General features: G+C 72.0%; 25 protein-coding genes and 1 pseudogene. 11 read left to right on the top strand and 15 right to left on the bottom strand.

Annotated features, from left to right (window positions below; translation table 11 throughout):
- Positions 1 to 78: 78 nt before the first annotated feature.
- Entirely contained in the window at positions 79 to 1,536 is a 1,458-nt protein-coding gene (locus IF78_RS0109015; protein ID WP_037640044.1) for an FG-GAP-like repeat-containing protein, read from the bottom strand.
- Between the two features lie 181 nt (positions 1,537 to 1,717).
- Between IF78_RS0109015 and IF78_RS50820 the strand changes: the two are divergent.
- Positions 1,718 to 1,801, top strand: a pseudogene (locus IF78_RS50820) (DUF6461 domain-containing protein); the annotation flags it as partial.
- A gap of 51 nt (positions 1,802 to 1,852) precedes the next feature.
- Here IF78_RS50820 and IF78_RS45865 read toward each other — a convergent pair.
- The 4 genes from IF78_RS45865 to IF78_RS0109000 form a co-directional block, all read right to left on the bottom strand.
- Positions 1,853 to 2,347: a hypothetical protein gene (locus tag IF78_RS45865; protein ID WP_078662357.1), complete on the bottom strand. Its 495-nt coding sequence runs from the start codon at positions 2,345 to 2,347 to the stop codon at positions 1,853 to 1,855.
- Positions 2,331 to 2,828, bottom strand: coding sequence for an RNA polymerase sigma factor (locus IF78_RS0109010; protein WP_031483090.1), 498 nt, complete (start codon positions 2,826 to 2,828; stop codon positions 2,331 to 2,333). Before IF78_RS0109010 ends, IF78_RS45865 begins: the two co-directional genes overlap by 17 nt.
- A 141-nt stretch (positions 2,829 to 2,969) precedes the next feature.
- Entirely contained in the window at positions 2,970 to 3,626 is a 657-nt protein-coding gene (locus IF78_RS0109005) for a class F sortase (protein ID WP_031483092.1), read from the bottom strand.
- Positions 3,623 to 4,021, bottom strand: a complete 399-nt coding sequence (locus IF78_RS0109000; RefSeq protein WP_031483094.1) for a hypothetical protein — start codon at positions 4,019 to 4,021, stop codon at positions 3,623 to 3,625. The genes IF78_RS0109005 and IF78_RS0109000 overlap by 4 nt, the downstream gene beginning before the upstream one ends.
- Positions 4,022 to 4,346: 325 nt before the next feature.
- Here IF78_RS0109000 and IF78_RS0108995 point away from each other — a divergent pair, with 325 nt between their 5' ends.
- The 3 genes from IF78_RS0108995 to IF78_RS0108985 all read left to right on the top strand — a co-directional run bounded on the left by IF78_RS0108995 (position 4,347) and on the right by IF78_RS0108985 (position 8,991).
- Entirely contained in the window at positions 4,347 to 7,649 is a 3,303-nt protein-coding gene (locus IF78_RS0108995) for an FG-GAP-like repeat-containing protein (RefSeq protein WP_031483097.1), read from the top strand.
- Positions 7,650 to 7,803: 154 nt separating this feature from the next.
- Entirely contained in the window at positions 7,804 to 8,232 is a 429-nt protein-coding gene (locus IF78_RS0108990) for a DUF6153 family protein (protein ID WP_031483099.1), read from the top strand.
- A gap of 117 nt (positions 8,233 to 8,349) precedes the next feature.
- Positions 8,350 to 8,991 (top strand): DUF305 domain-containing protein, encoded by a 642-nt coding sequence (locus tag IF78_RS0108985; RefSeq protein WP_031483101.1) that lies wholly within the window; start codon positions 8,350 to 8,352, stop codon positions 8,989 to 8,991.
- An 87-nt stretch (positions 8,992 to 9,078) separates the two neighbouring features.
- On the opposite strand, the gene IF78_RS0108980 is transcribed toward IF78_RS0108985, so the two are convergent.
- The 5 genes from IF78_RS0108980 to IF78_RS49535 form a co-directional block, all read right to left on the bottom strand.
- The gene (locus IF78_RS0108980) at positions 9,079 to 10,188 is read right to left on the bottom strand and encodes a hypothetical protein (protein ID WP_031483103.1); all 1,110 of its coding nucleotides are present in this window, start codon (positions 10,186 to 10,188) and stop codon (positions 9,079 to 9,081) included.
- Between the two features lie 110 nt (positions 10,189 to 10,298).
- The gene (locus IF78_RS0108975; protein ID WP_031483105.1) at positions 10,299 to 11,102 is read right to left on the bottom strand and encodes an alpha/beta fold hydrolase; all 804 of its coding nucleotides are present in this window, start codon (positions 11,100 to 11,102) and stop codon (positions 10,299 to 10,301) included.
- A gap of 79 nt (positions 11,103 to 11,181) precedes the next feature.
- A complete protein-coding gene (locus tag IF78_RS50650) occupies positions 11,182 to 11,352 on the bottom strand; it encodes a winged helix-turn-helix domain-containing protein (RefSeq protein WP_324617279.1) in 171 nt (56 codons plus the stop codon).
- A gap of 403 nt (positions 11,353 to 11,755) precedes the next feature.
- Positions 11,756 to 11,887 carry a hypothetical protein gene (locus tag IF78_RS50645; protein WP_324617280.1) on the bottom strand — a complete coding sequence of 44 codons (132 nt, stop codon included), beginning with the start codon at positions 11,885 to 11,887 and terminating at the stop codon, positions 11,756 to 11,758.
- A 68-nt stretch (positions 11,888 to 11,955) separates the two neighbouring features.
- Entirely contained in the window at positions 11,956 to 12,081 is a 126-nt protein-coding gene (locus IF78_RS49535) for a hypothetical protein (RefSeq protein ID WP_324617281.1), read from the bottom strand.
- A gap of 202 nt (positions 12,082 to 12,283) precedes the next feature.
- On the opposite strand from IF78_RS49535, the gene IF78_RS0108960 reads away from it, so the two are divergent.
- Both IF78_RS0108960 and IF78_RS45860 read left to right on the top strand, forming a co-directional pair.
- On the top strand, positions 12,284 to 12,646 hold the full coding sequence (locus IF78_RS0108960) for a DUF6479 family protein (RefSeq protein ID WP_031483107.1): 363 nt from the start codon (positions 12,284 to 12,286) through the stop codon (positions 12,644 to 12,646).
- 147 nt (positions 12,647 to 12,793) lie between these two features.
- Entirely contained in the window at positions 12,794 to 12,982 is a 189-nt protein-coding gene (locus IF78_RS45860; protein ID WP_078662356.1) for a hypothetical protein, read from the top strand.
- On the opposite strand, the gene IF78_RS0108955 is transcribed toward IF78_RS45860, so the two are convergent.
- On the bottom strand, positions 12,942 to 13,520 hold the full coding sequence (locus IF78_RS0108955; protein WP_051827601.1) for a DUF7144 family membrane protein: 579 nt from the start codon (positions 13,518 to 13,520) through the stop codon (positions 12,942 to 12,944). The genes IF78_RS45860 and IF78_RS0108955 overlap by 41 nt on opposite strands.
- A 168-nt stretch (positions 13,521 to 13,688) precedes the next feature.
- Here IF78_RS0108955 and IF78_RS0108950 point away from each other — a divergent pair, with 168 nt between their 5' ends.
- Entirely contained in the window at positions 13,689 to 14,147 is a 459-nt protein-coding gene (locus tag IF78_RS0108950) for an FxLYD domain-containing protein (RefSeq protein ID WP_031483111.1), read from the top strand.
- A 91-nt stretch (positions 14,148 to 14,238) separates the two neighbouring features.
- Here IF78_RS0108950 and IF78_RS0108945 read toward each other — a convergent pair whose 3' ends face one another.
- The gene (locus IF78_RS0108945; protein ID WP_031483113.1) at positions 14,239 to 15,045 is read right to left on the bottom strand and encodes an Ig-like domain-containing protein; all 807 of its coding nucleotides are present in this window, start codon (positions 15,043 to 15,045) and stop codon (positions 14,239 to 14,241) included.
- A gap of 175 nt (positions 15,046 to 15,220) precedes the next feature.
- Here IF78_RS0108945 and IF78_RS48320 point away from each other — a divergent pair, with 175 nt between their 5' ends.
- A complete protein-coding gene (locus tag IF78_RS48320; RefSeq protein WP_158751312.1) occupies positions 15,221 to 15,367 on the top strand; it encodes a hypothetical protein in 147 nt (48 codons plus the stop codon).
- A 178-nt stretch (positions 15,368 to 15,545) separates the two neighbouring features.
- Here IF78_RS48320 and IF78_RS0108935 read toward each other — a convergent pair whose 3' ends face one another.
- Both IF78_RS0108935 and IF78_RS0108930 read right to left on the bottom strand, forming a co-directional pair.
- Entirely contained in the window at positions 15,546 to 15,824 is a 279-nt protein-coding gene (locus IF78_RS0108935) for a hypothetical protein (protein WP_031498105.1), read from the bottom strand.
- A 68-nt stretch (positions 15,825 to 15,892) separates the two neighbouring features.
- Positions 15,893 to 16,591 carry a TetR/AcrR family transcriptional regulator C-terminal domain-containing protein gene (locus tag IF78_RS0108930; protein ID WP_031483116.1) on the bottom strand — a complete coding sequence of 233 codons (699 nt, stop codon included), beginning with the start codon at positions 16,589 to 16,591 and terminating at the stop codon, positions 15,893 to 15,895.
- 142 nt (positions 16,592 to 16,733) lie between these two features.
- On the opposite strand from IF78_RS0108930, the gene IF78_RS0108925 reads away from it, so the two are divergent.
- Together IF78_RS0108925 and IF78_RS0108920 are read left to right on the top strand one after the other, a co-directional pair.
- Positions 16,734 to 17,672 (top strand): daunorubicin resistance protein DrrA family ABC transporter ATP-binding protein, encoded by a 939-nt coding sequence (locus IF78_RS0108925; RefSeq protein WP_037640041.1) that lies wholly within the window; start codon positions 16,734 to 16,736, stop codon positions 17,670 to 17,672.
- 26 nt (positions 17,673 to 17,698) lie between these two features.
- Entirely contained in the window at positions 17,699 to 18,517 is an 819-nt protein-coding gene (locus tag IF78_RS0108920) for an ABC transporter permease (protein WP_037640038.1), read from the top strand.
- A gap of 76 nt (positions 18,518 to 18,593) precedes the next feature.
- Here IF78_RS0108920 and IF78_RS0108915 read toward each other — a convergent pair whose 3' ends face one another.
- Positions 18,594 to 20,270, bottom strand: a complete 1,677-nt coding sequence (locus IF78_RS0108915) for a glycoside hydrolase family 13 protein (RefSeq protein ID WP_031483122.1) — start codon at positions 20,268 to 20,270, stop codon at positions 18,594 to 18,596.
- Positions 20,271 to 20,548: 278 nt separating this feature from the next.
- On the opposite strand from IF78_RS0108915, the gene IF78_RS0108910 reads away from it, so the two are divergent.
- On the top strand, positions 20,549 to 21,487 hold the full coding sequence (locus tag IF78_RS0108910) for an LAETG motif-containing sortase-dependent surface protein (protein WP_031483124.1): 939 nt from the start codon (positions 20,549 to 20,551) through the stop codon (positions 21,485 to 21,487).
- Positions 21,488 to 21,555: the final 68 nt, after the last annotated feature.

Here is a 21,555-nt window from a genome sequence, read left to right as displayed (position 1 = left end):
CCCCTGTCGGTTGCCTGCTACGTCCGGTTGCCTGCTACGTCCGGTTGCCAGGCTTCGTTCGGTTGCCAGGCTCCGCGCTCAGGAGCCCGACAAAACGTCCCCGAACATGGGGTCGTCCCCCGATTTCCCGATGCCCACGGACGCCGCACCGAAGCTCACCGCGCCGGTGGTCGTGATGCCTCGGGTGGAACCGCGCAGGACCCATACGGCACCGTCGTCGCTGTTCTCGCCGCCCGCGCCCACCGACAGATCGGCGCGGCCGTCCTTGTTGTGGTCGGCGAGGTGGATGGCGTCGCCGAACATGTCCGACGACTCGTTGGCGCCCGGGATACCGGAGGTGCCCTGGTTGAAGGACTGGGCGCCGGTCGCCGTCAGGCCGGAGGCGCCGCCGCGCACCACCCAGACACTGCCTGCGTGGCTGACAGAACCGATGGTCTCGAAGGGCGCGCCGACGGCGAGGTCCGGGTAGCCGTCGCTGTTGACGTCGCCCGCGGCGAGGGCGCTGCCGAACAGGTCCCAGGACTCGTCCGCTCCCGGCACACCCGCGGTGTCCTGGCTGAAGACGGCGCTGCGCGTGGTGTCGACGCCCGCCGCACCGCCGTAGAACACCGTGACGTAGCCGCCCTCCGCCGTCTGGTCCGTGACAGAGGGGGAGTCGATGCCGACGACCAGGTCGTCGTGTCCGTCGCGGTCGAAGTCGGCCACGGTGAGCGCGCTCGCGTATCCCTGTCCCGCCTCGGTCTGCAGCGTGGGCCCGGTGGAGGCGCCCCGGTAGACGAAGTTGCCCGCGGCGGACCCGACCACCACGTCGTCCGCCCCGTCGTTGTCGAAGTCCCCGGCGGTCAGCTGGACGGCGCCATCGGGGTACGCGCCGGCCTCGATCTGCGCGTCGAAGCGCAGCTTGCCGGCCGCGCCGCCGGACTTGGTGAAGCCGCCCTTGAAGATCCAGATGTCCTTGCCGGTGGAACCGACCGCCAGATCGGCCTTGCCGTCACCGGTGAAGTCACCGACCGCGAGGGACTGGCCGAACCGGTCGTGGCCCGACGCGTTCGGGTCGCTGATCGTCGTGCCGCCCGACAGGCCGGACGAGCCGCCCCACAGGATCGTGACCGAACCGCCGTCGGCATCGCTGCCGACGTCCTCCAGCGGTGTGCCCACGACGAGATCGCCGTAGCCGTCTCGGTTGAGGTCGCCGTGCGCGAGTTCGGTGCCGAAGCGGTCGGAGGTCTCCGAGTCGCCCGGTACGCCGGAGGAGTTCTGCGATGTGGTCTTGTGGCGCGCGGCGCTGATACCGCTCGACGAGCCGTAGTTGACGACCACGGCACCCGCCTTCGCCTTCCCGCCCGCGACAGCGCCCGGGGCTCCGGTCGCCAGATCGCGGTAGCCGTCGCCGTTGAAGTCGTCGGCGAGGCCCGACGCGGCGGCACTCGCGCCACCGGGCAGGGTGATGAGCAGGCCACCGGCCAGGGCGGCCGCGACGGCGGTAGCGCCCAGGACGAGGGGACGCCGGGAGCGCTTGTGGTGGGGCCGGGGCATGGGTTCCTCTCCAGGACATACGTACGGGTTTAGAGATGACCTCTGGTGAGCCTGAAGGGTTGTACGGGAAAGGAGAGTTGTACGGGAAAGGAGAGTTGTACGGGAAGGAGAGGGGAGGCAGCCGTACGGCTGGCGAAGACGACGCACGGCTTGCCCGCGCCGCCGTGCCGGTCGACACCAGGAGCTCCTGGACGAGTCCGACGACTGGCCTGAGTCCTTCCTCGCCGGTGCGTTCAGCGTTGAGGGCGAGGGAGGGAGCTGGACCCTCGCCCTGGCGAGCGCACCCACATGCAGGTTCGACGAGACCAGCTCTGACTCAGCGGGAATTCACGCCGCTGTCCGCCGACGTCTCCACCCGCCCCGGCGTCGGTACCGCCGTCGGCGTCGACGACGGCTCGGCCGTAGCGGCCGAAGGACCCACCGTCCCCGGTGGCACCGTCGGAGTCGGTGACACCGATTCGGTGGGCCGTGCCGACGGCGTGGGCGGTGCCGAGGGGGTGGGGGTCGGTGACTGCTCGGGTGGGCTCGTGCGGGTGGTTGCCGGTGGGGGTGCCAGCGGGGGTGTGCGGGTTGTGGGGTCGTTGAGGCCGGCGAAGTGGAGCGGTACGGCGATCAGGGCCGCGACCGCGACCGTCGCGCCGACCCCCGCCGCCGTACGCAGGAGGCGGCGTCGCGAGGCCCTGCGGCGGATCGCGTCGTAGTGGCCAGGGGGTGGGGCGAGGTAGTCCGAGGGCGGGCGCAGGATCACCGCGAGGGGGTCGTCGGGGGAGAGTTCCGGGACGTCCGGGTCCTCGTCAAAGCGTGTGGTCAAGGCTTCTCCTCAGGTGGACGCGGAGCAGTTCGCGGGCCGCGTGGAGGTCGGCCTTGACGGTTCCTTCCTTTCGTCCGGTCAGCACGGACACCTCCCGGATCGGCATGTCAGCGTAGTAGTGCAGGAGGATCGGGGTGCGGAGGCGTTCGGGCAGCGACTGGACGAGCAGGCGTACGGACGGGTCCGCCTGTTCCGTACGGGAGTTGGCCTCGGCCTCGGCCGTCACCCGGTGCATCGCCTTGCGCTCGCGCTCCAGTTTGCGCCAGTGGTCCCGGACCAGGTTGGCCGCCGTCACGTAGAGGAAGCCGCGCGGTTCCTCCACCCGGCTCCAGCGAGCCCAGAGCCGGGTGAAGGCCTCGGAGGCGATCTCGTGGGCCGTCTCGTCGTCGTCGACGAGCCGGCGGCACCAGCCGGCCAGACGGGGGTACAGGGCGGCGAACAGCTCGGACGCCGCCTTGTCTCGGGATCGGGACCGTTTCAACGCTCTCCAGGGTCGTGAGGAACTCGCACCGCACGCGTGGGGGAAGATGCCGGGCGGGCGGAAGGCGTTCCGAACGGATGCTTACGCCCGGATCCGTAGGTGGATGGGTGGGCGGGCGGATGCCGTGACTGCGGGCGGGAGTCAGTGGGTCGGAGTCGTAGACGCCGACGTCGCGAAGACGATCACGTTGTCCCGGTACTCGTCCCCGTCCCGCGGCCCCCCGCACGTGATCAGCCGCAGCTCCGGACGGTCCACGTCCCCGTACACGTCGTCCGCCGGAAAGTCCGCCTTGGCGACCGTCCGTACGGCACTCACCGTGAAGTCCGCCGAGCTGCCGTCCTCCCTGCGCGCCACGATCCGGTCGCCCCGGCGCAGCCTCGCGAGGTGCCGGAACACCCCGTCCCCGTAGGCGCCCACCGTGACATGGCCGAGGATGACCGACGGGCCGACCTGACCCGGCGTCGGCGAGTGCCGGTACCAGCCCGCGCGGTCGTCCGCCGTGACGGGCGGAACCTGCACCGTGCCGTCCGGCGCCAAGTCGAGCCGTATGACGGGGGTGTCGACGTCGATCGCCGGGATCTGGAGGCGGACCGGGGCCGAACGCCCGAGCGGCCGGGACGAGTTCGCCGATGCCGACGGAGACAGAGACGGAGCTTCGTCGGCGCCCTTCGTGCCCCGCGCTCTGCGGGAGTCCCCGCTCGCGGCCTGCCCCGACTCCTCGCCACCGCAGCTCACCAGCAGCGAGGCCATCGCCGCCGTGGCCGTGGTGGCGAACGCGCGCCGGGAGAGCGGCGTCATGCCCCGTGCGCCCGCCGACGCCGTACGACGAAGACCGTCGCGCCCCCGGCGAGGAGCACCGCGGCGGCACCGCCTCCGATCAGCCCGCCCTCGGTGCCGGACGACGAGGAGCCCGCACCGACTCCGGTGTCCGGCGCGCCCGACGGTACGACGGAGACCTGCCCGCCCTCCGGTGCCTGGGTCGGCTGGGCCTCGGACGGCGCCGAGGGGACGGGCGATGCGGGGCGGGTCGGCTCGGCACTCGGTCCCGTGGTCGGCTCGGCGCTGGGCGTCGGGGTGGTGGCCGTCTCGGCGGGGGCCGGCGTCGGGGACCCTCCGTCGGCGAAGGCGGACGTGGTGCTCGCCAGCAGGGCGGTGCACGTAAGTGCCATGGCGCTGAGGACGGTTCGGCGCATTGTGTCGCTCTCTTTCGTCTGCCCGCCCGGTACTCGGTACCCGGCGGGCTGGGTGACGGGTCGAGCGGAGAGACGACGGGGCCGCGGAGCGGGTTGTAAAGAGATGGCAAAGTCGCCGGGAGCAGCGCGGCCGATCCGTCGTCCGAGGTTCATTCGTCTGCCGTGGTCTGCCGTCGTCGTGCCCCGGCAGGCGGCGGTAGCAGTCATGGACATGCTGTTACGCTCCCTGCACGCGCGTGGGGGGTACGGCCGGGGGGCCGAGCGAGAAGTCGGAGCGCTGCCGAGTGTCCCGCCATGCCTTCTTCTTGCCTTCCCAGGAGGAACGGTGGCCCGACTCGGCCGACGCCGGCGCAGACCGGCCCTTGGTTCACGTCCAGTACGTCTCAGATCCACGGCGGCACACACGGTCGTCCTCGCGGCGGCGCTGAGCCTCAGCCTGCCGCTCACCGCGACCCCCGCCACCGCGGCGCCCTCACCGCTCCCGGCGGCCGCGGCCGGGGAACTCGTCCTGCCCGCCGCCCCGCGTGCCGTTCCGCGGGCCACCCAGATCCTCAACGCGGGCACCACCGGGTTCCTCTGGGCCCAGGAGGGCGACGACCGGCTGCTGTGGACGGAGTACGCGACCGGCACCACGACCGCACTGGAGCAGCGGCTGGACGTCCCGGTCCAATACGACATCAACAACGGCTATTTCCAGAGTGCCGCGTCCTTCCAGACCGGCTACTACGGGGACGGTTCCGACACCGTCGCCCTGTACTCGGAGGAGGACCACCAGGTCACGCTCTTCCAGGGCGCGGGCGCCTCGGGCGGCACGAGCGTGGTGCCGGTGTCCGAATACCACACCTATCAGGGAACGTTCGGCGACACCGTCCTCACCAGTCACAACAGCGGGGGCCCGAACGCCTACCACCTGTGGCGCGTCCACGAGGGCGGCGGGGTCGCCGAGACGCCCGTGACCGGGCTGCCGGACGGCGCGTACGACATCAGGGTCGAGGACGGCGACCCGCGGTCCGTCATCCTTCGCTACAGCATGGACGGGGACGGCTGGGGCCACTGGGGCATCGTCGACCTCGCCACCGGCGTTTTCAGCGCACTGCCCGACCGGCCGAGCCCCGAGGACGGCTGGGAGGTGACCGGCTTCCGGCTGGGCGCCGACTCGGTGCTGCGGCTGCGCTCGGGGCGCACCAAGGCGGACGTGTTCGACCGGGACGACCTGTCGGCACCGGCCCGTACCTTCGACACCGGCTCCTTCAGCTACCAGGCCGATCACCGCGTCGTCGGCTCCGCCCTGCTCGCCGTCGAGCCCGTGTGGCCGGGCAACAACCTCTACCGGGGCCAGCCCCTGGTGGCCATGACGACCGACGGCACGGACCAGACACACACCACGGTCATGGACCCGGCCGCCCATCAGCTCGTGCAGGCACCGGACGGCTCCGTCCTGGTGGCCGGCGCCGCCCAGTACGTCGAGCGGGGCGACCTCGACTGGGGCGTGTACCGGGTCTCCCAGGCCGCCGACGGCACGGTCACCCGCAGTCGGCTGACCGACGTCCAGCCGATGCCCGCGCAGGTGCACGGCCTCTCCCTCGGCAGCGGCATCCTCAGCACCGCCGACAACAGCACCCTGTACGAGCCGAGCACCATCATCGGCGCCTACCGCAGCACGTGGCTCACGACCCCGGCCGCGGGCGGCACCCCGGCCGTGCAGAAGGCCACCGTGGACGGCCTGGTCAGTGGGCGGGACGGCGACTGCGACGAGTACACGCCCCGCTGCATCCGGATGTTCGCCGACGGCACCGGCCACCACGGCCGCGAGGACGCCACCGAGTCCGGCCTGACCATGCTGCGCGCCAACGGCGCCACCGACTGGGGCCCGACCCTGGACACGGGCGACGACAGTCCGGAGCTCAAGGACCTCTCCGGCCGGTACGCGGTCGTCGACAGCGCCTCCTCCGGCAGGCAGTACGTCGGCGAGTTCACCGCCGGTGCGCCGGGCAAGGTGCTCCAGAAGCGGGACCGGGTCGCCGCGGCCGTCTGGGGCTCGACCCTGTGGAGCGGCGCGGCCACCGGAGGCAAGGTCACGGCCACGCGGCTGCCCTCCGGCACCACCGAGGTGGAGTCCTTCACGACCCGCAACGGCTGCACCCCGTCCGAGCTCCAGGCCGTGGGCCGCTGGGTGTACTGGGCCTGCGTCGACTACTGGGGCGACGTCCAGGGCTCGGGCGTGTACGACCGTACGACCAAGCGCACCGCCACCGCCCCGGCCGGCCGGGTCCTCCTCGGCGACGGGTACCTCGTGCAGCACGTCCCCGGCGTCCAGTCGGACAGCGGGCTGAAGCTGACCGACCTGCACGGCGGGCTGCCCACCAGCGGGAACCACACCGACCTGCCGAGCCGCACGCTCGTCCCGTGGACCGAGCTCCCCCGGTACTCCACCGGGGAGAGCGGGATGCGCACCAACTGGACCGTGGACCGATTCGGCGGCGGTGTCGCCTACGCCGACGACGAGCAGCGCGTCCACCTGGTGCCGACCGGCGTCCCCGCCTCCGCGCCGACCGCGATCGACTCCGCGGTAACCGCCGGAACCGCCGGCTTCTCCGGCACCTGGTGGCTGTCGAAGCCCGTCGCCGCCTGGACGGTCACCGTCCGCGACAAGGCGTCCGGCGCATCCGTCCGCACCCTCTCCGGCTCCTCCGCCCGCGGTCTGCTGAAGGCCGCCTGGGACGGCAAGGACTCCGCGGGCCGCCTCGTCGCCAACGGCACCTACACCTGGACGCTCTCCGCCCAGCCCGCCGACGGCCAGGGCGCCGCCCTCTCCCTCACCGGCACCGTGAAGGTGACGGCCGGGTCGGCGGCACCGCGCGACCACGCCGGCAACGACGGCGTGGGTGACGTCCTGACGCTCAACTCCTCGGGCACGCTCACCATCCAGCGCGGCACCGGCACGGGCACCCTGGGCAGCAAGGTCTCCGGCTCCGGCTGGTCCACGACCGCGAGGTTCGTTCCGTTCGGCGACCTCGACGGCGACCGCTGCAACGACGTCCTGGTCCGGCTGAGCAGCGGCGCTCTGCGCGCCTACCGCCCGGCCTGCGGCAAGGCGCCGACGCCCACGACGCCGTACACCTCCCTCGGCACCTCCGGCTGGAACGCGTACGACGTCCTGACCTCGCCCGGCGACGTCAACGGCGACCGGCGGCCCGACCTGATCGCCCGTCAGGCGTCCACCGGGGACGTCTACCTCTTCAAGGGCACCAGCACCGGGACGCTGTCCGCCCGCGTCAAGATCGGCTCCGGCTGGACCGGCTACAAGAAGATCATCGGCGCCGGCGACCTGAACGGCGACGGCCGCGGCGACCTCCTCGCCCAGGACAAGTCCAACGAGCTCTGGCGCTACGACGCGAACACCACGAGCACGGGCGGCTTCAAGGCGCGCGTCAAGGTCCTCGACAACTGGGGTGCCTCCTACAACACCGTGGTCGGCGTCGGCGACTTCACCGGGGACGGCCACGCGGACATCGTCTCCCGGGACACCTCCGGCAACGTCTGGCGCAACAACGGCAACGGCAAGGGGTCGTTCGGCAGCCGTACCCGGATCGCCACGGGCTGGCAGGGCTACAAGGCCGTCATGTAGGACGACCAGGCCGTGTAGGACAACCAGCAGGACGACAACAACCAGTCAGCAGGCCCGGCTCCAGGAGCCGGGCCTGTCTGCCGCTCCGGCAGGTTCCGCAGTCTTCGCCTTCACCGGATGAGTCGGCCGCGAACGGCATACGTACGATGAGGGCGTGACGGCCCGCGCACAGCACCACCGTGCGCCGCGGCTCCCGGTGACGGGACCGTGGCGCATGCTTCTGCTGCTCGGGCTGCTCGCCGGGCTGTTCGGGATGCACGCGCTCGGGCCCGGCGACGCGGTGGCGGTCTCCGCCGCCTCGTCCCATCACGGCGAAGCGCGCGCCATGACCGCCGCCCACCCGTCGGCCACGACCGACGAGACCGTGTGCCACGGCGGCGCCACCGGCGGTGGACACGCCCAGCACGGCGATCCCACCTGCGCCTCCGGCGCCGTGGGCGCGGGACCCGTGCTGCCGGCCCTGCTGCCCGACCCGGCCGGCAGCGCCGTACCCGGCGACCTCGACGGCCGTTCCGTGGCCGCCGCACCGGAGGGCGGGCGCGCGCCTCCCTCACTGGCCGAACTGCAGATCCTGCGGACCTAGGACAAGGCCGAGCCGTCCCCGCCGCCGCCTGTGCGGGCGTACGGCACTCAGCCATGCCCGTGCCACGCCCTTGAGGGGCGCGGCAGCTCTCGTACGTACACCGCAGGAGTTCTCAGCATGACCAGCACGCGTACCCTCGTCCGCCGCGCCTCCTTGGCCGCGACGGCCGTCACCGCCGCCCTCGTCCTCGCCGCGTGCGGCGGTGACGACGGCTCGGACACCGCCGCGGATGCGCGGACGTCGCCTTCGGCGAGCGCCGACGCCAGCGCCGACGCGCACAACGACCAGGACGTCTCCTTCGCGCAGGGCATGATCCCGCACCACCAGCAGGCCGTGCAGATGGCGGAGATGGCCGCCGACCGCGCCTCCTCCGCCGAGGTCAAGGACCTCGCCTCGCGCATCCGGAAGGCCCAGGACCCGGAGATCCGGGCGATGTCGGGCTGGCTGAAGGCCTGGGGCGAGGATGTCCCGTCGGCCGCGCCCGGCATGGACCACTCCGGTCACTCCGGGGGGTCCGGCATGGCCGGGATGATGGACCAGGAGGACATGGACAAGCTGTCGAAGGCGTCCGGCGAGGACTTCGACACCATGTTCCTGACCATGATGGTCGAGCACCACGAAGGCGCCGTGGAGATGGCCGAGGCCGAGAAGACGAAGGGCCGCTACGGCCCGGCGACCGAACTGGCCGACGCCGTCATCACCGCCCAGACCGCCGAGATCGAGGAGATGAACAAGCTGCTCGGCAAGAACGGCGGCTGACGCTCCGGCGGGCGGCGGGGCGTGCCTCACACCCCGCCGCCCGCGATGGACGCCGCACGCGCCTGAGTCGGCGCCCCCGGCGGTCGGCTAGAAGAGGCTTACGGTCGTGGGCCGGTTGAGTTTCTCGAGGATCTCGCGCATCCACGGGCTGCGCACGACCGGCAGCCGGACCAGGGCGTGCTTGAAAGCTCTCAGGTCCGCTCGGAAGAAGTCATGGGGGTGCGGCGCGGGCGACTCGTCGCGCAGGACGCCGTCGGGCATGCGGCCCGACGCGGGCACGGGCAGGCCCCGCTCGGGAAAGGCCAGCCACCACCACACCCCGAAGGGCAGCGGCACCGGGCAGGCCGAGGCGGCCGGCTCGGCCGGTGTCCAGGGCTCCCCGGTCTGCGGATGGGCCGGGACGAGGAGGATGTCGGCGTCCGGGTCGGGGGCGGGCAGTCCCGGTCCGGCCAGGATTGCCCGCCGCGCCGGCGGGCCCACGGGCAGCAGGGCGTCGAGGGCGCGCTGGAACACCTCGTTGACCAGGCCGTCCGGGACGGTCACCGGCCGGCCCTCCGAGGCCGCCAGCAGGTGGGCGAGCGCCCGGCCGGCCGCCGCCTCCCACCGCGGGCTCCATGCCCACCAGTGGTTCAGCCCCAGCCGTGATCCCCACATGGCGGTGATCGGCTCGAACGCGGGCGTGCCCTTCCCCTCCGCCATCAACTCCCCCCAGGACAGCGGCTCCGCGTCGGTGTCGTCGACGGGGAGGCGGCGCACGGCGTTCGGAGCGAGCCACACCGCCTGCCAGAGCGAGCAGTCGTCGATGCGGGTCGCCACGGCCAGGCCGCACGCCTCGCAGGCCATGTTGGGACCGTCGCCCCCGGCGAGGCCGCAGCAGTAGCCGCCGGCCTTCTCCGGGATCAGCAGCGTGCCGCGGGCGTCTCCGGGTGAGATGACGATCGCGCCGGGCGCGCTGTCGGAGAGGGCGTAGACCGGCGCGTAGATGCCGCGGGCCGTCGCCTCGTCCGGGTCGATCTCCTCCCACCTGCGCCACGGCGGCCCCCAGGGCTCGGGGTCCACGGCGAACGTGCCCGACTGCATGAGCACCGGGAGCTGAAGCCCGTTCCCGTACTGCTGATGTGCGTGGGCCGGCAGAACGACCTGGGACAGCGGGGCGGTCAGCGTGGCGCCGCACCCCGCACAAACGAAAACGAACAAATGCCCTCCGCTGGGTAACAGAGGCATCGTCGCAGCCGGACGCCGGCCGGCCAACGCGTTTTCGCCGGCCCCGGGACGGCACGGCACCGCAACGCGACGGACCGTCCGGCCTACGTACCGCCGCTCCCGGACCTCTCCCCCGCCCGCCGGATCGGCAGCACCGTCGTCACCGGCTCGTTGGCCAGGAAGTCGAGGATGATCCGGTTGACCTGGGCGGGCTTCTCCAGGGGCAGGACGTGTGAGGTGCCGGGGACGACGGCCAGTTCGGAGCCGGGGATCGCGCGGTACAGGGCGATGGTGTGCTCCAGGGTCACCAGGTCGTCGTCGCCGACGAGGACGAGCGTGGGCGCGGTGATGCGGGCCAGGTCGTCGGTGGTGAGGGTCGGCTGCGTGTTGATCATCTCGGCCAACTTGCCCACGACGACCGGCCAGTGGTCCCGGCCGTCGGGCGACACGGCCGCGTAGATCTCACGGAACGACGCCATTTCGGGACCGTCGGGGTCCACGTTCTCGAACATCGCCGGAACCGCCAGACTCTCCGGCGCCGGCCGGTAGTTGGCCCCCATGGCCACGACCTTGCGGACCAGGTCGGGCCGGGCGAGAGCGACCAGCAGGGCGACGATCCCGCCGTCGCTCCACCCGACGAGATGGGCGGGCCCGTCGACGACCGTCTCGATGAAGGCGACGGTGTCGTCGGCCATGTCCTGGTAGGACAGCGGTCCTTCGACGTCGGGCGTACGGCCGTGCCCACGGCGCTCGGGCAGGAGGACGCGGTACCTCTCGGCGAGGTCCGCGCGCTGCGCCTGCCAGGTCTCGTTGGTGCAGAACGCGCCGTGCAGAAGGAGCAGCGGATCACCGGCGCCCTCGGCCTCGTACCACGTCCGCACCCCGGGCAACTGTACGTACTCGCCCATCACACCGGCCTCTCGGAACGCCAACGGTCACCGCCAGTCTCCGCCGCCGATCACCCGCCCCGCAACGCGGCGCGACATGTCAGCCGGCACCACCGAGCCAGTACCCGAACCCTCGCCGCGTGTGGATCAGCGCCGGCTCCCCCGGATCGCTGTCCACCTTGCGACGCAGCCGCGAGACCAGCTTCTCGATCGCCTCGTTGGCCCGGAAGTCGCCCCAGACATGACGGCTGATCTGCTCCTTCGACAGCACGCACTCGGCGTTGACGAGCAGATGCCGCAGCAGCCCGTACTCGGCGGGGGTGAGGTCGAGGAAGCGTGCACCGCGCCGGGCCCGGCAGGTGGCGTCGTCCAGGACGAGGTCGCCGTAGCGGGGCAGGCCTGGGTGGCGTTCCGGGCACCGGTGGCGCAGCAGGACGTCGACCCGGGCGAGGACCTCGGCGATCCGGAGCGGCTTGGTGACGTAGTCCTGTTCGCCCGGGCCGAGTTCGGGGACGAGACGGTGCAGCGAGTCGCAGGTGGTGAGGAGGAGCAGGGGGGGCGCAGGGCAGCCGGGGGAGGTGAGGGAGGAGTACGGCGTCCCAGACCGCCAGGTCGAAGCAGTGCTCGGTCAGCCGGGTCACACCCTCGGCGCCGGTACCCGCCGTGCCGACCCGCTACCCGGCCAACTCCAGCGTGGTGCTGAGCAGTTCGCTGTCTCCCGGATCGTCGGCGACGACCAGGACGCGCTGTCCGTCCCCGCGTGGGGGCGAGGGTTTCTCCAGGAGGGTCGAGTGGTTCGCGTTCATGGCGACACCCTTCGTGTGGGGGAATGCGCTGCGCGCCGGGGCGGGTCTCCAGGGGTGGGCGGCTCTCGTCAGGCTGTGGGCCCGAGATCGGCCGGTACTTCGGCGTGGATGACGAAGTCGTCGACCAGGCGGTGGAAGAGCTCGGCCAGTGTGCGCAGGCCGTCGACGGACCAGTGGGCCAGTGCCATGCCCATGCCGACGCAGCCGGCGTCCCGTAGAGCTACTTGCCTAATTTAAGCAAAGTCCCCGTCAGCACCGACGGCTCGATGCACTCCCTCCCCCTCGGCCATGAGCCCGCCGGCCGCTCCGAGGCTCGTCCGGCAGCGGCTGGAGACCGCGCTGGCCGTCGGCGCTCCCGCAGGGAGCTTATTCGTCCGTTTCGGTGATAATTGGGGCATGAGTACGGCGACGTTTGTACTAGCGGCCACGTCGAGTGAAGTACTCAACGTGATCGCCGCCTTTGCGGGTGGCCTGTTCATCGCCGGCGCCCTGGTCTGGGCCGTGTCGTTCGGCATGCGGGTCCGTGATCGAGAACTGCCCCGGCCCACACCCGACGAGCAGCCGCATCTTCCCGACACCGGCCCGGTCCACGAGGAGCGGGAGATACGGGAGCCGGACGAAGTCCCGCACGCGCACGGCAAGGAACGTCTCCTGCCGCACGAGCTGCACCACGCGAGCAGCAGGCGCAGCGAGGACCAGCACCGCAAGCGGTGGCTGCCGGGCAAGAGCGGAGCCTTCGGCGGCGGCGGGCCGGGGTAAGGCCGAGCCACCCGGGGAGGCCGAGGAGCACCGGGGAGCGCCCGGGGAAATACGGGCGACGGCCCCGCTGTGCGATGTCACCCTGTCCGAGCGGCGTGGACACGTGCACGGTCGTCGTGTGCGGTCGTGCCCGGACAGGGGGGCGGATTGAGCAGACGACGTTATGTTGCCAGGGGTGTCCCCGGCGGCTACCGCATCTGGGACAACCACGGCCGCCGCTTCTGGGGCGACCTCTACGAACTCTGCCCCGACGACCTGCTGACCGAGCTGAACGGCCGCAAGGACCCGGCCAGGATCAGCGACCTGTTGAGGCGTTCTCGCGCGTCGAAGCGCTAGTCGAAGCGCTGGAGGAACCGCGCACACGCGAGGTGTCCGCGATGTCCTGCGCCGTCGCGAGGGCCAGGATCACGAAGAAGTCGACCCCGACCATGATCACCGACCAGACCGGCGCGTAGGGCAGGAACAGGAAGTGGAGCACCATGCTCAGTGACGCCACGAAGATGCCGGTGATCCGCGCCCACCAGGCGCCCTTGAGGATGCCGTAGCCGACCGCCGCGACGAGGACGCCGAGGACGAGCAGGGTCCAGCCCCATCCCGTCAGGTTCATCTCGAAGACGTAGTCGCCGACGCGGCCGTAGACGTCGTCCTCGGCGATCGCGGAGATGCCCTGGAGGACGGCCAGCAGCCCGTTCACCAGCATCAGCACACCGGCGAAGACGAGCCCGCCGGTGACCCAGCCGGGCGTGGCGGGTACGGGCCGCCGTCCGCCGGTGGCGCCGGGTGCGGGGGTGGGGCCGGGGGCTCCAGGGTGGCTGTGGGCCGCGTCGGTTGCCTGGGACCGCGGCTGCGACGGCTGGGACTGGTGCTGGCTCATGGCTACGACGATGGGTTCGGCCGGGGGAGGCCACCACGGGGGAAGGCCGGACGGGTGACGGGCGAACGGGTGACGGCCGGGGTGCGGGCGCGGGCGTACGGATCTTCACTGGAGGAACCCGGACCGACAGGTTCCGACGCCAACCGGAACGCACCAGCTGGAGGAGCCATGCCCGGTCACCGAGCGCGGTGGACGACCACCACGATCCTCACGACGACCGCCGCGCTGACCGCCGCCGTTCTGACCGCGTGCGGCGACGACGACACTCCCACCTCGGTGGCCAGCCGAGCGGCATCCGCCTTCGCCTCGGCGACCGCGGAGGCGGGCCGCCAACTGGACGACATCAAGGGCGGCATCGACGCCAAGGACGCCGTGCGGCTGGGCGAGCCGAAGACCGACTCGGACGGCCGTACGACCGTGGAGGTCACGGCGGAGAACACGACCGACTCGACGCGGTCCTTCGCCGTGCAGGTGAACTTCCGCGACGAGGACGGCAATCTGCTGGACGCTGCCGTGACGACCGTTTCCGACGTGGCGGCGGGCGGGACGGGGAACGGCACCGCCCGCAGCACCCGCGACCTGGGCGGCGGCGTACGGGCGGAGGTGGCCAGGGCGGTGCGGTACTGAATCCGACCGCGGGACCCAGCGAACACAGGACCCAGCGACCACGCGGCACAACGACCGCACGGGGCCCAACGGCCACGGGGCCCAACGGGGCCTAGAGGCGACCGCCCTCGCTGCCCGACACCGTGTTCCGCCGGGACTCGGGCGTGCCCGTCACGGTGACGTGGATCTGTTCGCTCGTCGCGCTGACCCCGTTCATCGTCGCCGTCGCCTGGAGTCGGCCCGGGCCGGGAGTGAGGGCGAGGGCGGGGACGCAGGTCCAGATGCCGTTGGGGGCGGTGGTGGTCGCGCAGACCTCGTTCTCGGCCGCGTCGCGGACCGTGACCTGGGCGCCGGGGTGGGCGGAGCCGGACATCCGGGGCGTTCCGCTCAGCGGGACGCCCGGCTGGGGGTGGGACAGGGTCGGCGTGGGCAGCCCGACCGTCACGGTGCAGGTGCCCCGCGCCCGTACGGTGCCGTTCGCGTCCCGCAGGACCAGGGTGCAGTCGGGAAGCCGGGTGCCGGGCTCGGCGGCCGGGGCGACCGACAGGACGAAGGGCAACGTACGGCTCGTCCAGGCCGCGGACGCCGACGCCCCCGTGAACGTGTACGTCCCGGCGGCCCCACCCTGCGCCACCGACCCCCGGTACCCGAGCGCGGCGACCGGCACAGCCGTCACCTTCGCCAGCGTCGGTGCCGTGAGTGTCAGCGCGGATCCCGCACCCAGCTCAGCCCCCTCGTGGCCGCCGACCTCGACGATCCCCTCCCGCCCGGGTTCGATGGTCGCCGCCGCCCACAGACCCCGGCGGACCGAGCCGTCCGATTCAGTCGCTCCTTGAGCGCCGTACGTCACCCCCGCCCCGCACACAACGCCCGCGACCGCGAGCGATCCGAGAACCGTCGTCTTCCAGGATCTGCTCATCGTCGGCGGAGCTCCTTACGCACGTGTCGGTGGCCCCCCGTCTGCGATTGTCAGGGCGCGCGTCCCCGGTGACGCGGGGTGTTCGGCCGTTCGGAGCAGGAGCGGCGTGTCCCGGCCGGCGGAGGCGCCCCGGTGGGCGCACGGTGAGCGGAGCTGTCGTCGTTGAGGAGGAACCGTGGTGCGTCGTGTCATCGCCGCCCTGGCCGCTGTCGCCGTCACCGGCCTGACGCTGTTCGCGGTACCGGCCGCGGCTCAGGACGGCCACGGCAACATCGAGCGGAACGAATGGAACATCCCGCTCGTCGGCCTCCGGGTGCTGTAGAGCGGTTGCCGGAGCCGGTTCGAGCGTGGGGGAGCGTGCAGCTGCAAGGCGGAGGAGGGAGTCGACGCGGAGCGTCGGCGACCGACGACAACGCCGCTGGGGGTCCCCCCACGCCCTTAAGGCAGTGGGGGAGTGCGTGCCAGGGCCCGCGACGCCGGGATGATCCAAACGACAGGGCCTAGCCCGCCCCCTCCCCATGCCGCACCGCCCGCTTCACATCCGCCTCGACCTCGTTGCGCGCGGTGCCCTGCTCCTTCGCGTACTCGGTCATCGCGCTCTGGACGTCGCGGGCGAGGTCGCGCCAGGCCCGCCAGGCCGTCTCGTACGTGTCCGTCTGGAGCTCTGTCCACGGGGTGTGGGCGGGCGGCCCGTACTGGTCCCGGAGCTCTTCCACCCTGGTGTGCGCCTGGTCCGCCGCCCGCTGCATGGCGACCAGTTCGTCGAAGGTACGTGCCACGCGTCCGGATCCTCGGCCAGCGGGGCCACTGCGACCGGTTCGCCACGCACGCGACCGGCGCCTCTCACTCAGACGGAGTCGGCGCGTGCCGCCAGCCGGGCCGCCAGCCCGTCGAGGATCGTCTCCACGCCGAACGCGAAGACCTCGTCGACCTGCTCCCCGAAGCTCTCCCCCCGCCGCTCCTGCGCCTGAATGCTGGCGCTCAGCCGTGGGTACTTCGCCGCGATGGCAGCGGCCTGCGCGACGGCCGCGGCCTCGTCCTCGGGCTGATCGGCCGCGTCCTGCATCGCCCGCTCCTTGACCTCGGCGGCGTCGGTCGAGGTCATGAACGCCAGCCCCGTCACGAACATGAACGGGGTGCTCACGGCCCAGTCGAGGTCCGCGTCCCGGAACCCGGCGGCCTCGAAGGTCTCGTACGCGCACTCCTGGAAGCGGGCCATGCCCTCGCTGTAGCCGACGTAGGTGGTGATCACGCGCACCAGCCAGCGGTGCCGGTCGCACAGCTCTCGTGCGGCGTACATCAGCTCGCGCGCGGCAGGCCGCCACCCCACTGCCGGGACGTCCGGCAGCCGTACCTCGCTCCACACCTCGTCTGCCGCGAGCAGCAGCAGGTTCTCCTTGTTGCCGACGTGCCAGTACATCGCCGTCGCCGCCGAGCCCAGCTTCTGGCCGAGCTTGCGCATGCTCAGGCCGTCGATGCCCTCGGCGTCCAGCAGCTCGATCGCCGCACGGACGATCTGTTCACGGTTCAGGGTCTCTCGCGCCATGGGACCAGCGTAACCGCCACTTGCACACCGTAAAAGTTCCTCGACCAAAGGACTTGCACACTGTGCAAGTCTGGTTTTACGGTGTTCAAGTCATCGAGTTGCACACCGTTCAAGCTGCCGTTCCAGAAGACCGGGGAGAGTCATGACCGCCATCCACGCAGAGGGCCTGCGCAAGTCGTACGGGGAGAAGCTGGTGCTCGACGGCATCGATCTGCGCATCCCCGAGGCGTCGGTCTTCGCCCTGCTCGGCCCCAACGGCGCGGGCAAGACCACGACCGTCCAGATCCTGTCCACGCTGATCCGCGCCGACAGCGGCGAGGCCCGCGTAGGCGGCTACGACGTCACCCGCCAGGCCGACGACGTACGTCGGTCGATCGGCGTCACCGGCCAGTTCGCCGCGGTCGACGGACTGCTGACCGCCGAGGAGAACCTGCTGCTGATGGCGGACCTGCACCACCTCAGCCGCGGCGAGGGCCGCCGCCGGGCCGCCGACCTGCTGGAGCGCTTCGATCTGACGGCGGAGGCGAAGAAGACCGCCGCCACCTTCTCCGGGGGTATGCGCCGCAAGCTCGACCTGGCGATGACGCTGGTCGGGGACCCGCGGATCATCTTCCTCGACGAGCCGACCACCGGCCTCGACCCGCGCAGCCGCCGCATGCTGTGGGCGCTGATCCGCGGCCTGGTCGAGGACCGGGGCATCACGATCTTCCTCACTACGCAGTACCTGGAGGAGGCCGACCAACTCGCCGGCCGCATCGCCGTGCTGAACGGCGGCCGGCTGGTCGCCGAGGGCACCGCCGAGGAGCTCAAGCGCCGCATCCCCGGCAGCCACATCCGCGTCCGGTTCACCGACGAGCGCCAACTGGACGCCGCCGCCGCGGTGTTCGAGGTCGCCCAGCGCGACCCCGAGAACCTCGCCCTGCAGGTTCCGGGCGACGGCACCCCCGCCACGGTCCGCGCGGTCCTCGACCTGCTGGACGCGGCAGACGTCCAGGCCGAGTCGCTCACCGTGCACACGCCCGACCTGGACGACGTGTTCCTGGCCCTGACGGAGCAGTCGCAGCCGATCCCGTCCCTCTGAGCCCGACACCTGATCAGGAGACCCCGATGACCACCGCCCCCGCCCCCGCCCCCGCCGCCACCCCCACCCGCTCCTACGCCTTCCGCGACTCGATGACGATGCTGCGCCGCAGCCTCAAGCACATGCAGCGCTATCCGTCCATGACGGTCCAGATCGTCATGCTGCCCGTCCTGATGCTGCTGCTGTTCGTGTACGTCTTCGGCGGCGCGATCGGCGAGGGAATCGGCGTCGGTGACCGCGACGCCTACATCAACTACCTCGTCCCCGGCATCATCGTGATGGCGGTGACCTCCGGCACGATCACGGTCGCGGTGACCGTGTGCACCGACATGACCGAGGGCATCATCAACCGCTTCCGCACGATGGCGATCTCGCGCAGTTCGGTGCTCACCGGGCATGTGCTGGGCAACATGGTCCAGATCCTGTGCATCCTCGCCCTGGTGACCGGGGTGGCCTACGCGATCGGCTTCCGCCCCGACGCCACGGCCGTCGAGTGGGCCGCCGCCCTCGGCCTGCTGCTCTTCCTGGCCTTCGGCCTGAGCTGGCTGTCCGCCGCGATGGGCCTGCGCTCCAAGACCGTCGAGTCCGCGAGCAACGCCCCGATGCCGCTGATCTACCTGCCCTTCCTCAGCAGCGCCTTCGTCACCCCCGATTCGATGCCGACGGGCCTGCGCTGGTTCGCCGAGTACCAGCCCTTCTCGCCGATCAACGAGACCCTGCGCGGCCTGCTGCTGGGCACGCAGATCGGTGACGACGCCTGGATCGCCCTCGCCTGGTGCGCCGGCCTCGGCCTGGTCGGCTTCCTGTGGGCCCGCTCGACCTTCCGCAAGGGCGCGGAGGGCTGAGCCGCCGTACGACGCCCCGGCCCGTCCCCTCCCCAGGGGGCGGGCCCTCGGCGTACCGGATGGCCGTGCACCTGCCCTACGCCAGCCAGACCGTCGTGTCCGGCCCCAACCGACCTCCCTCCAGCGGCGCGCTCGCGATCAGCACCACGCCCTCCGGCAACTCCACCGCCGTACCGGAGAGATTGGCCAGGCACCGCCAGCCGTCGTGCCGGGTGAAGTCCAGCACCCCGGCCGGGGCGCCGTCCGCCCACTGCAGTTCCTCTCCCTCCAGCAGCTTGCGGCGCAGGCGAAGGGCCCTGCGGTAGAGCTCCAGGGTCGAGCCCTCCACACCGTCCTGGGCCTCGACGGCGTACTCCGCGAAGCGCTCCGGCTGCGGCAGCCAGGACCCGCCCGCGCCGAAGCCGTACGACGGCCCCGTCGTCGTCCACGGCAGCGGCACCCGGCAGCCGTCGCGGCCCTTGCGGACGCGTCCCGTCTGTTCCCAGATGGGGTCCTGGAGGACCTCGAAGGGCAGGTCGGCGACCTCGGGCAGGCCGAGTTCCTCGCCCTGGTAGACGTACGACGAACCGGGCAGCGCCAGCATGAGGAGGGTCGCGGCGCGGGCGCGGCGCAGGCCTACCGCCTCGTCGACGGCCGGTGCGTGGCCGCCGGACAGCAGCCAGGCGTTGTCGTCGGTGCCGGGCGGGAGCATCAGGCGGGAGGTGTGGCGTACGACGTCGTGGTTGGACAGGACCCAGGTGGCGGAGGCGCCCGCCGCGCGGGCCGTGGCGAGGGAGTCCGTGATGATCTGCCTCAGCCCCTCGGCGCCCCAACCGCCTTGCAGGTACTCGAAGTTGAAGGCCTGGCCCAGTTCGTCCGGGCGGGCGTACAGGGCCCGGCGGGCGCTCGGGTTCACCCAGGCCTCGGCGACCGCCATGCGGGGCGGACGGTAGGCGTCGAAGATCTTGCGCCAGTCGCGGTAGATCTCGTGGACCTCGTCGCGGTCGTAGAAGGGATGGGTGCCGGGCGCGAACCGGACGAGCGCCTCCTCGTGGCTGAGCTCCGGCGCGCCGAGGTCGCGCAGCGGCTCGCTCAGGTCCTTGGCGAGCGCGTGGGCCACGTCGACGCGGAAGCCGTCGACGCCGCGGTCGGACCAGAACCGCAGGGTGGTGCGGAAGTCGGCGCGGACCTCCTCGTTCTCCCAGTTCAGGTCCGGTTGTTGGGGGGTGAAGAGGTGCAGGTACCACTGGCCGTCGGGGACCCGGCGCCAGGCGCTGCCGCCGAAGACGGACTGCCAGTCGGTGGGCGGGAGTTCGCCGTGCGGGCCGCGGCCGTCGCGGAAGACGTAGCGGTCACGGGCCGGTGAGCCGGGGGCGGCCCGCAGCGCCTCCTGGAACCAGACGTGCTGGTGGGAGGTGTGGTTGGGGACCAGGTCGACGATCACCTTCAGGCCGAGGCGGTGGGCCTCGGCGGCCAGGACGTCGAAGTCGTCGAGGGTGCCGAGGCGGGGGTCGACGTCGCGGTAGTCGGCGACGTCGTAGCCGCCGTCGGCCAGTTCGGAGGGGTAGAAGGGGCTGAGCCACAGGGCGTCGACGCCGAGGCCGACGAGGTGGTTCAGCCGCTGTGTGACGCCTTTGAGATCACCCAGCCCGTCGCCGTCACCGTCGGCGAAGCTGCGGGGGTAGACCTGGTAGATGACTGCCTGGCGCCACCAGTCGGGGTTGCTGGAGGAGAGGTCGGGGGCCGGGTCGGGCGTGGTGGTACGGACGGACACGCGGTCTCCTCGTGGGTGCGTACGGGCGACAGTGAGAACTCTGTCCACTTGGCCGGGAAAGCGAACACCGCGAAGAGCGGATCGGATCATTCCCCGCGTGACGGAATCGTGATTGCGATTTGAACTACCCTTGCGTTCCCGCAGGTTGACAGCGTTCTGCGGTCGCCCCGACGATGTGCTCACGCTGTGGCGCAGGTGACCGATGGGCCCAGCGTTTCTTCGACCATCGGGGGTGTCTTCCTCCCCCCACCCATGCACACGCCAAGAACGGGATACGCATGTCCATACCGAGACGTGTCATCGCGCGACGCCTGCTGGGGTCGGGCGCCGCGTCGCTCGCGCTCTGCGCGGCCACCGTCGCCTCCGCCTCCGGCGCCTGGGCCCACGGCACGCCCGGCGGTGACGGCTGGAAGAGCGGCGGCACCTACAAGCCCGGCACGGGCGCCGGCACGGAAACCGCCACCGACCGCTGCCAGTTCTCGCTCGACGGCACGAACTTCTACGACTCGGTCAAGGTCGACGACCAGAGCCTGAAGGTCACCGGCGACGGCAAGGTCCACGTCTCGGTCCGCGCCGCCGCCGACGCCACCACCTGCACCGCCTCGCTCGCCTCCTACCTCGCCCACGGGCCGACGTTCGCCACCTCCGGCGAGCAGGTCTTCGTGGACTTCGACACGGTCACGGTCAAGCCCGGCCAGACCGACACGCTCGACATCGCCGTCCCGGACGCGGGCTGCTTCGCGCAGATCGACCTGTACCGGGGCGCGGTGAAGTTCGACGGCAAGTTCGAGGCGAACGACGGCTTCGAGCACGGCGACCTGCCCAAGGGCCCGGACCGCCCGGTCATCAAGGACAAGCTGATCGCGGCCTGGAACGGCGGCACGAAGGACTGCACGACCGAGCCGCCGGCCACCGAGGAGCCGCCGGCCACGCCGCCGGCCGAGCCCTCGCAGCCCGCGTCCGAGGAACCGTCGACCCCGGCGGAGGAGACGACGCCGCCGGCCTCCGAGACGCCGTCCACCGAGACCCCGACCCCGGAGCCCTCCGACTCGACGTCGGCCCCGGCGCCCTCCCCCAACGGCGGTGACGGCGACCTCGCCCAGACCGGCGGCAGCAGCGCGACCGGCCCGATCGCCGTCGGCGCGGTGGTGCTGGTGGCGGGCGGCGCGGCGTTCTTGGTGGCGTCGAAGCGGCGGCGCGCTGCGACGCGTTCCTGATCGACGGGACGTCCTGATCGACCGCATGTGAAAGGGCCCGGGGTGTATCCCCGGGCCCTTTCCGCTCC

This window comes from Streptomyces bicolor (genome assembly GCF_000719285.1).
In the GTDB taxonomy this organism is placed as follows: Bacteria; Actinomycetota; Actinomycetes; order Streptomycetales; family Streptomycetaceae; genus Streptomyces; species Streptomyces bicolor.
Note: the sequence above shows the minus strand (reverse complement) of the source record. Positions and strands in the feature narration are given on the sequence as shown.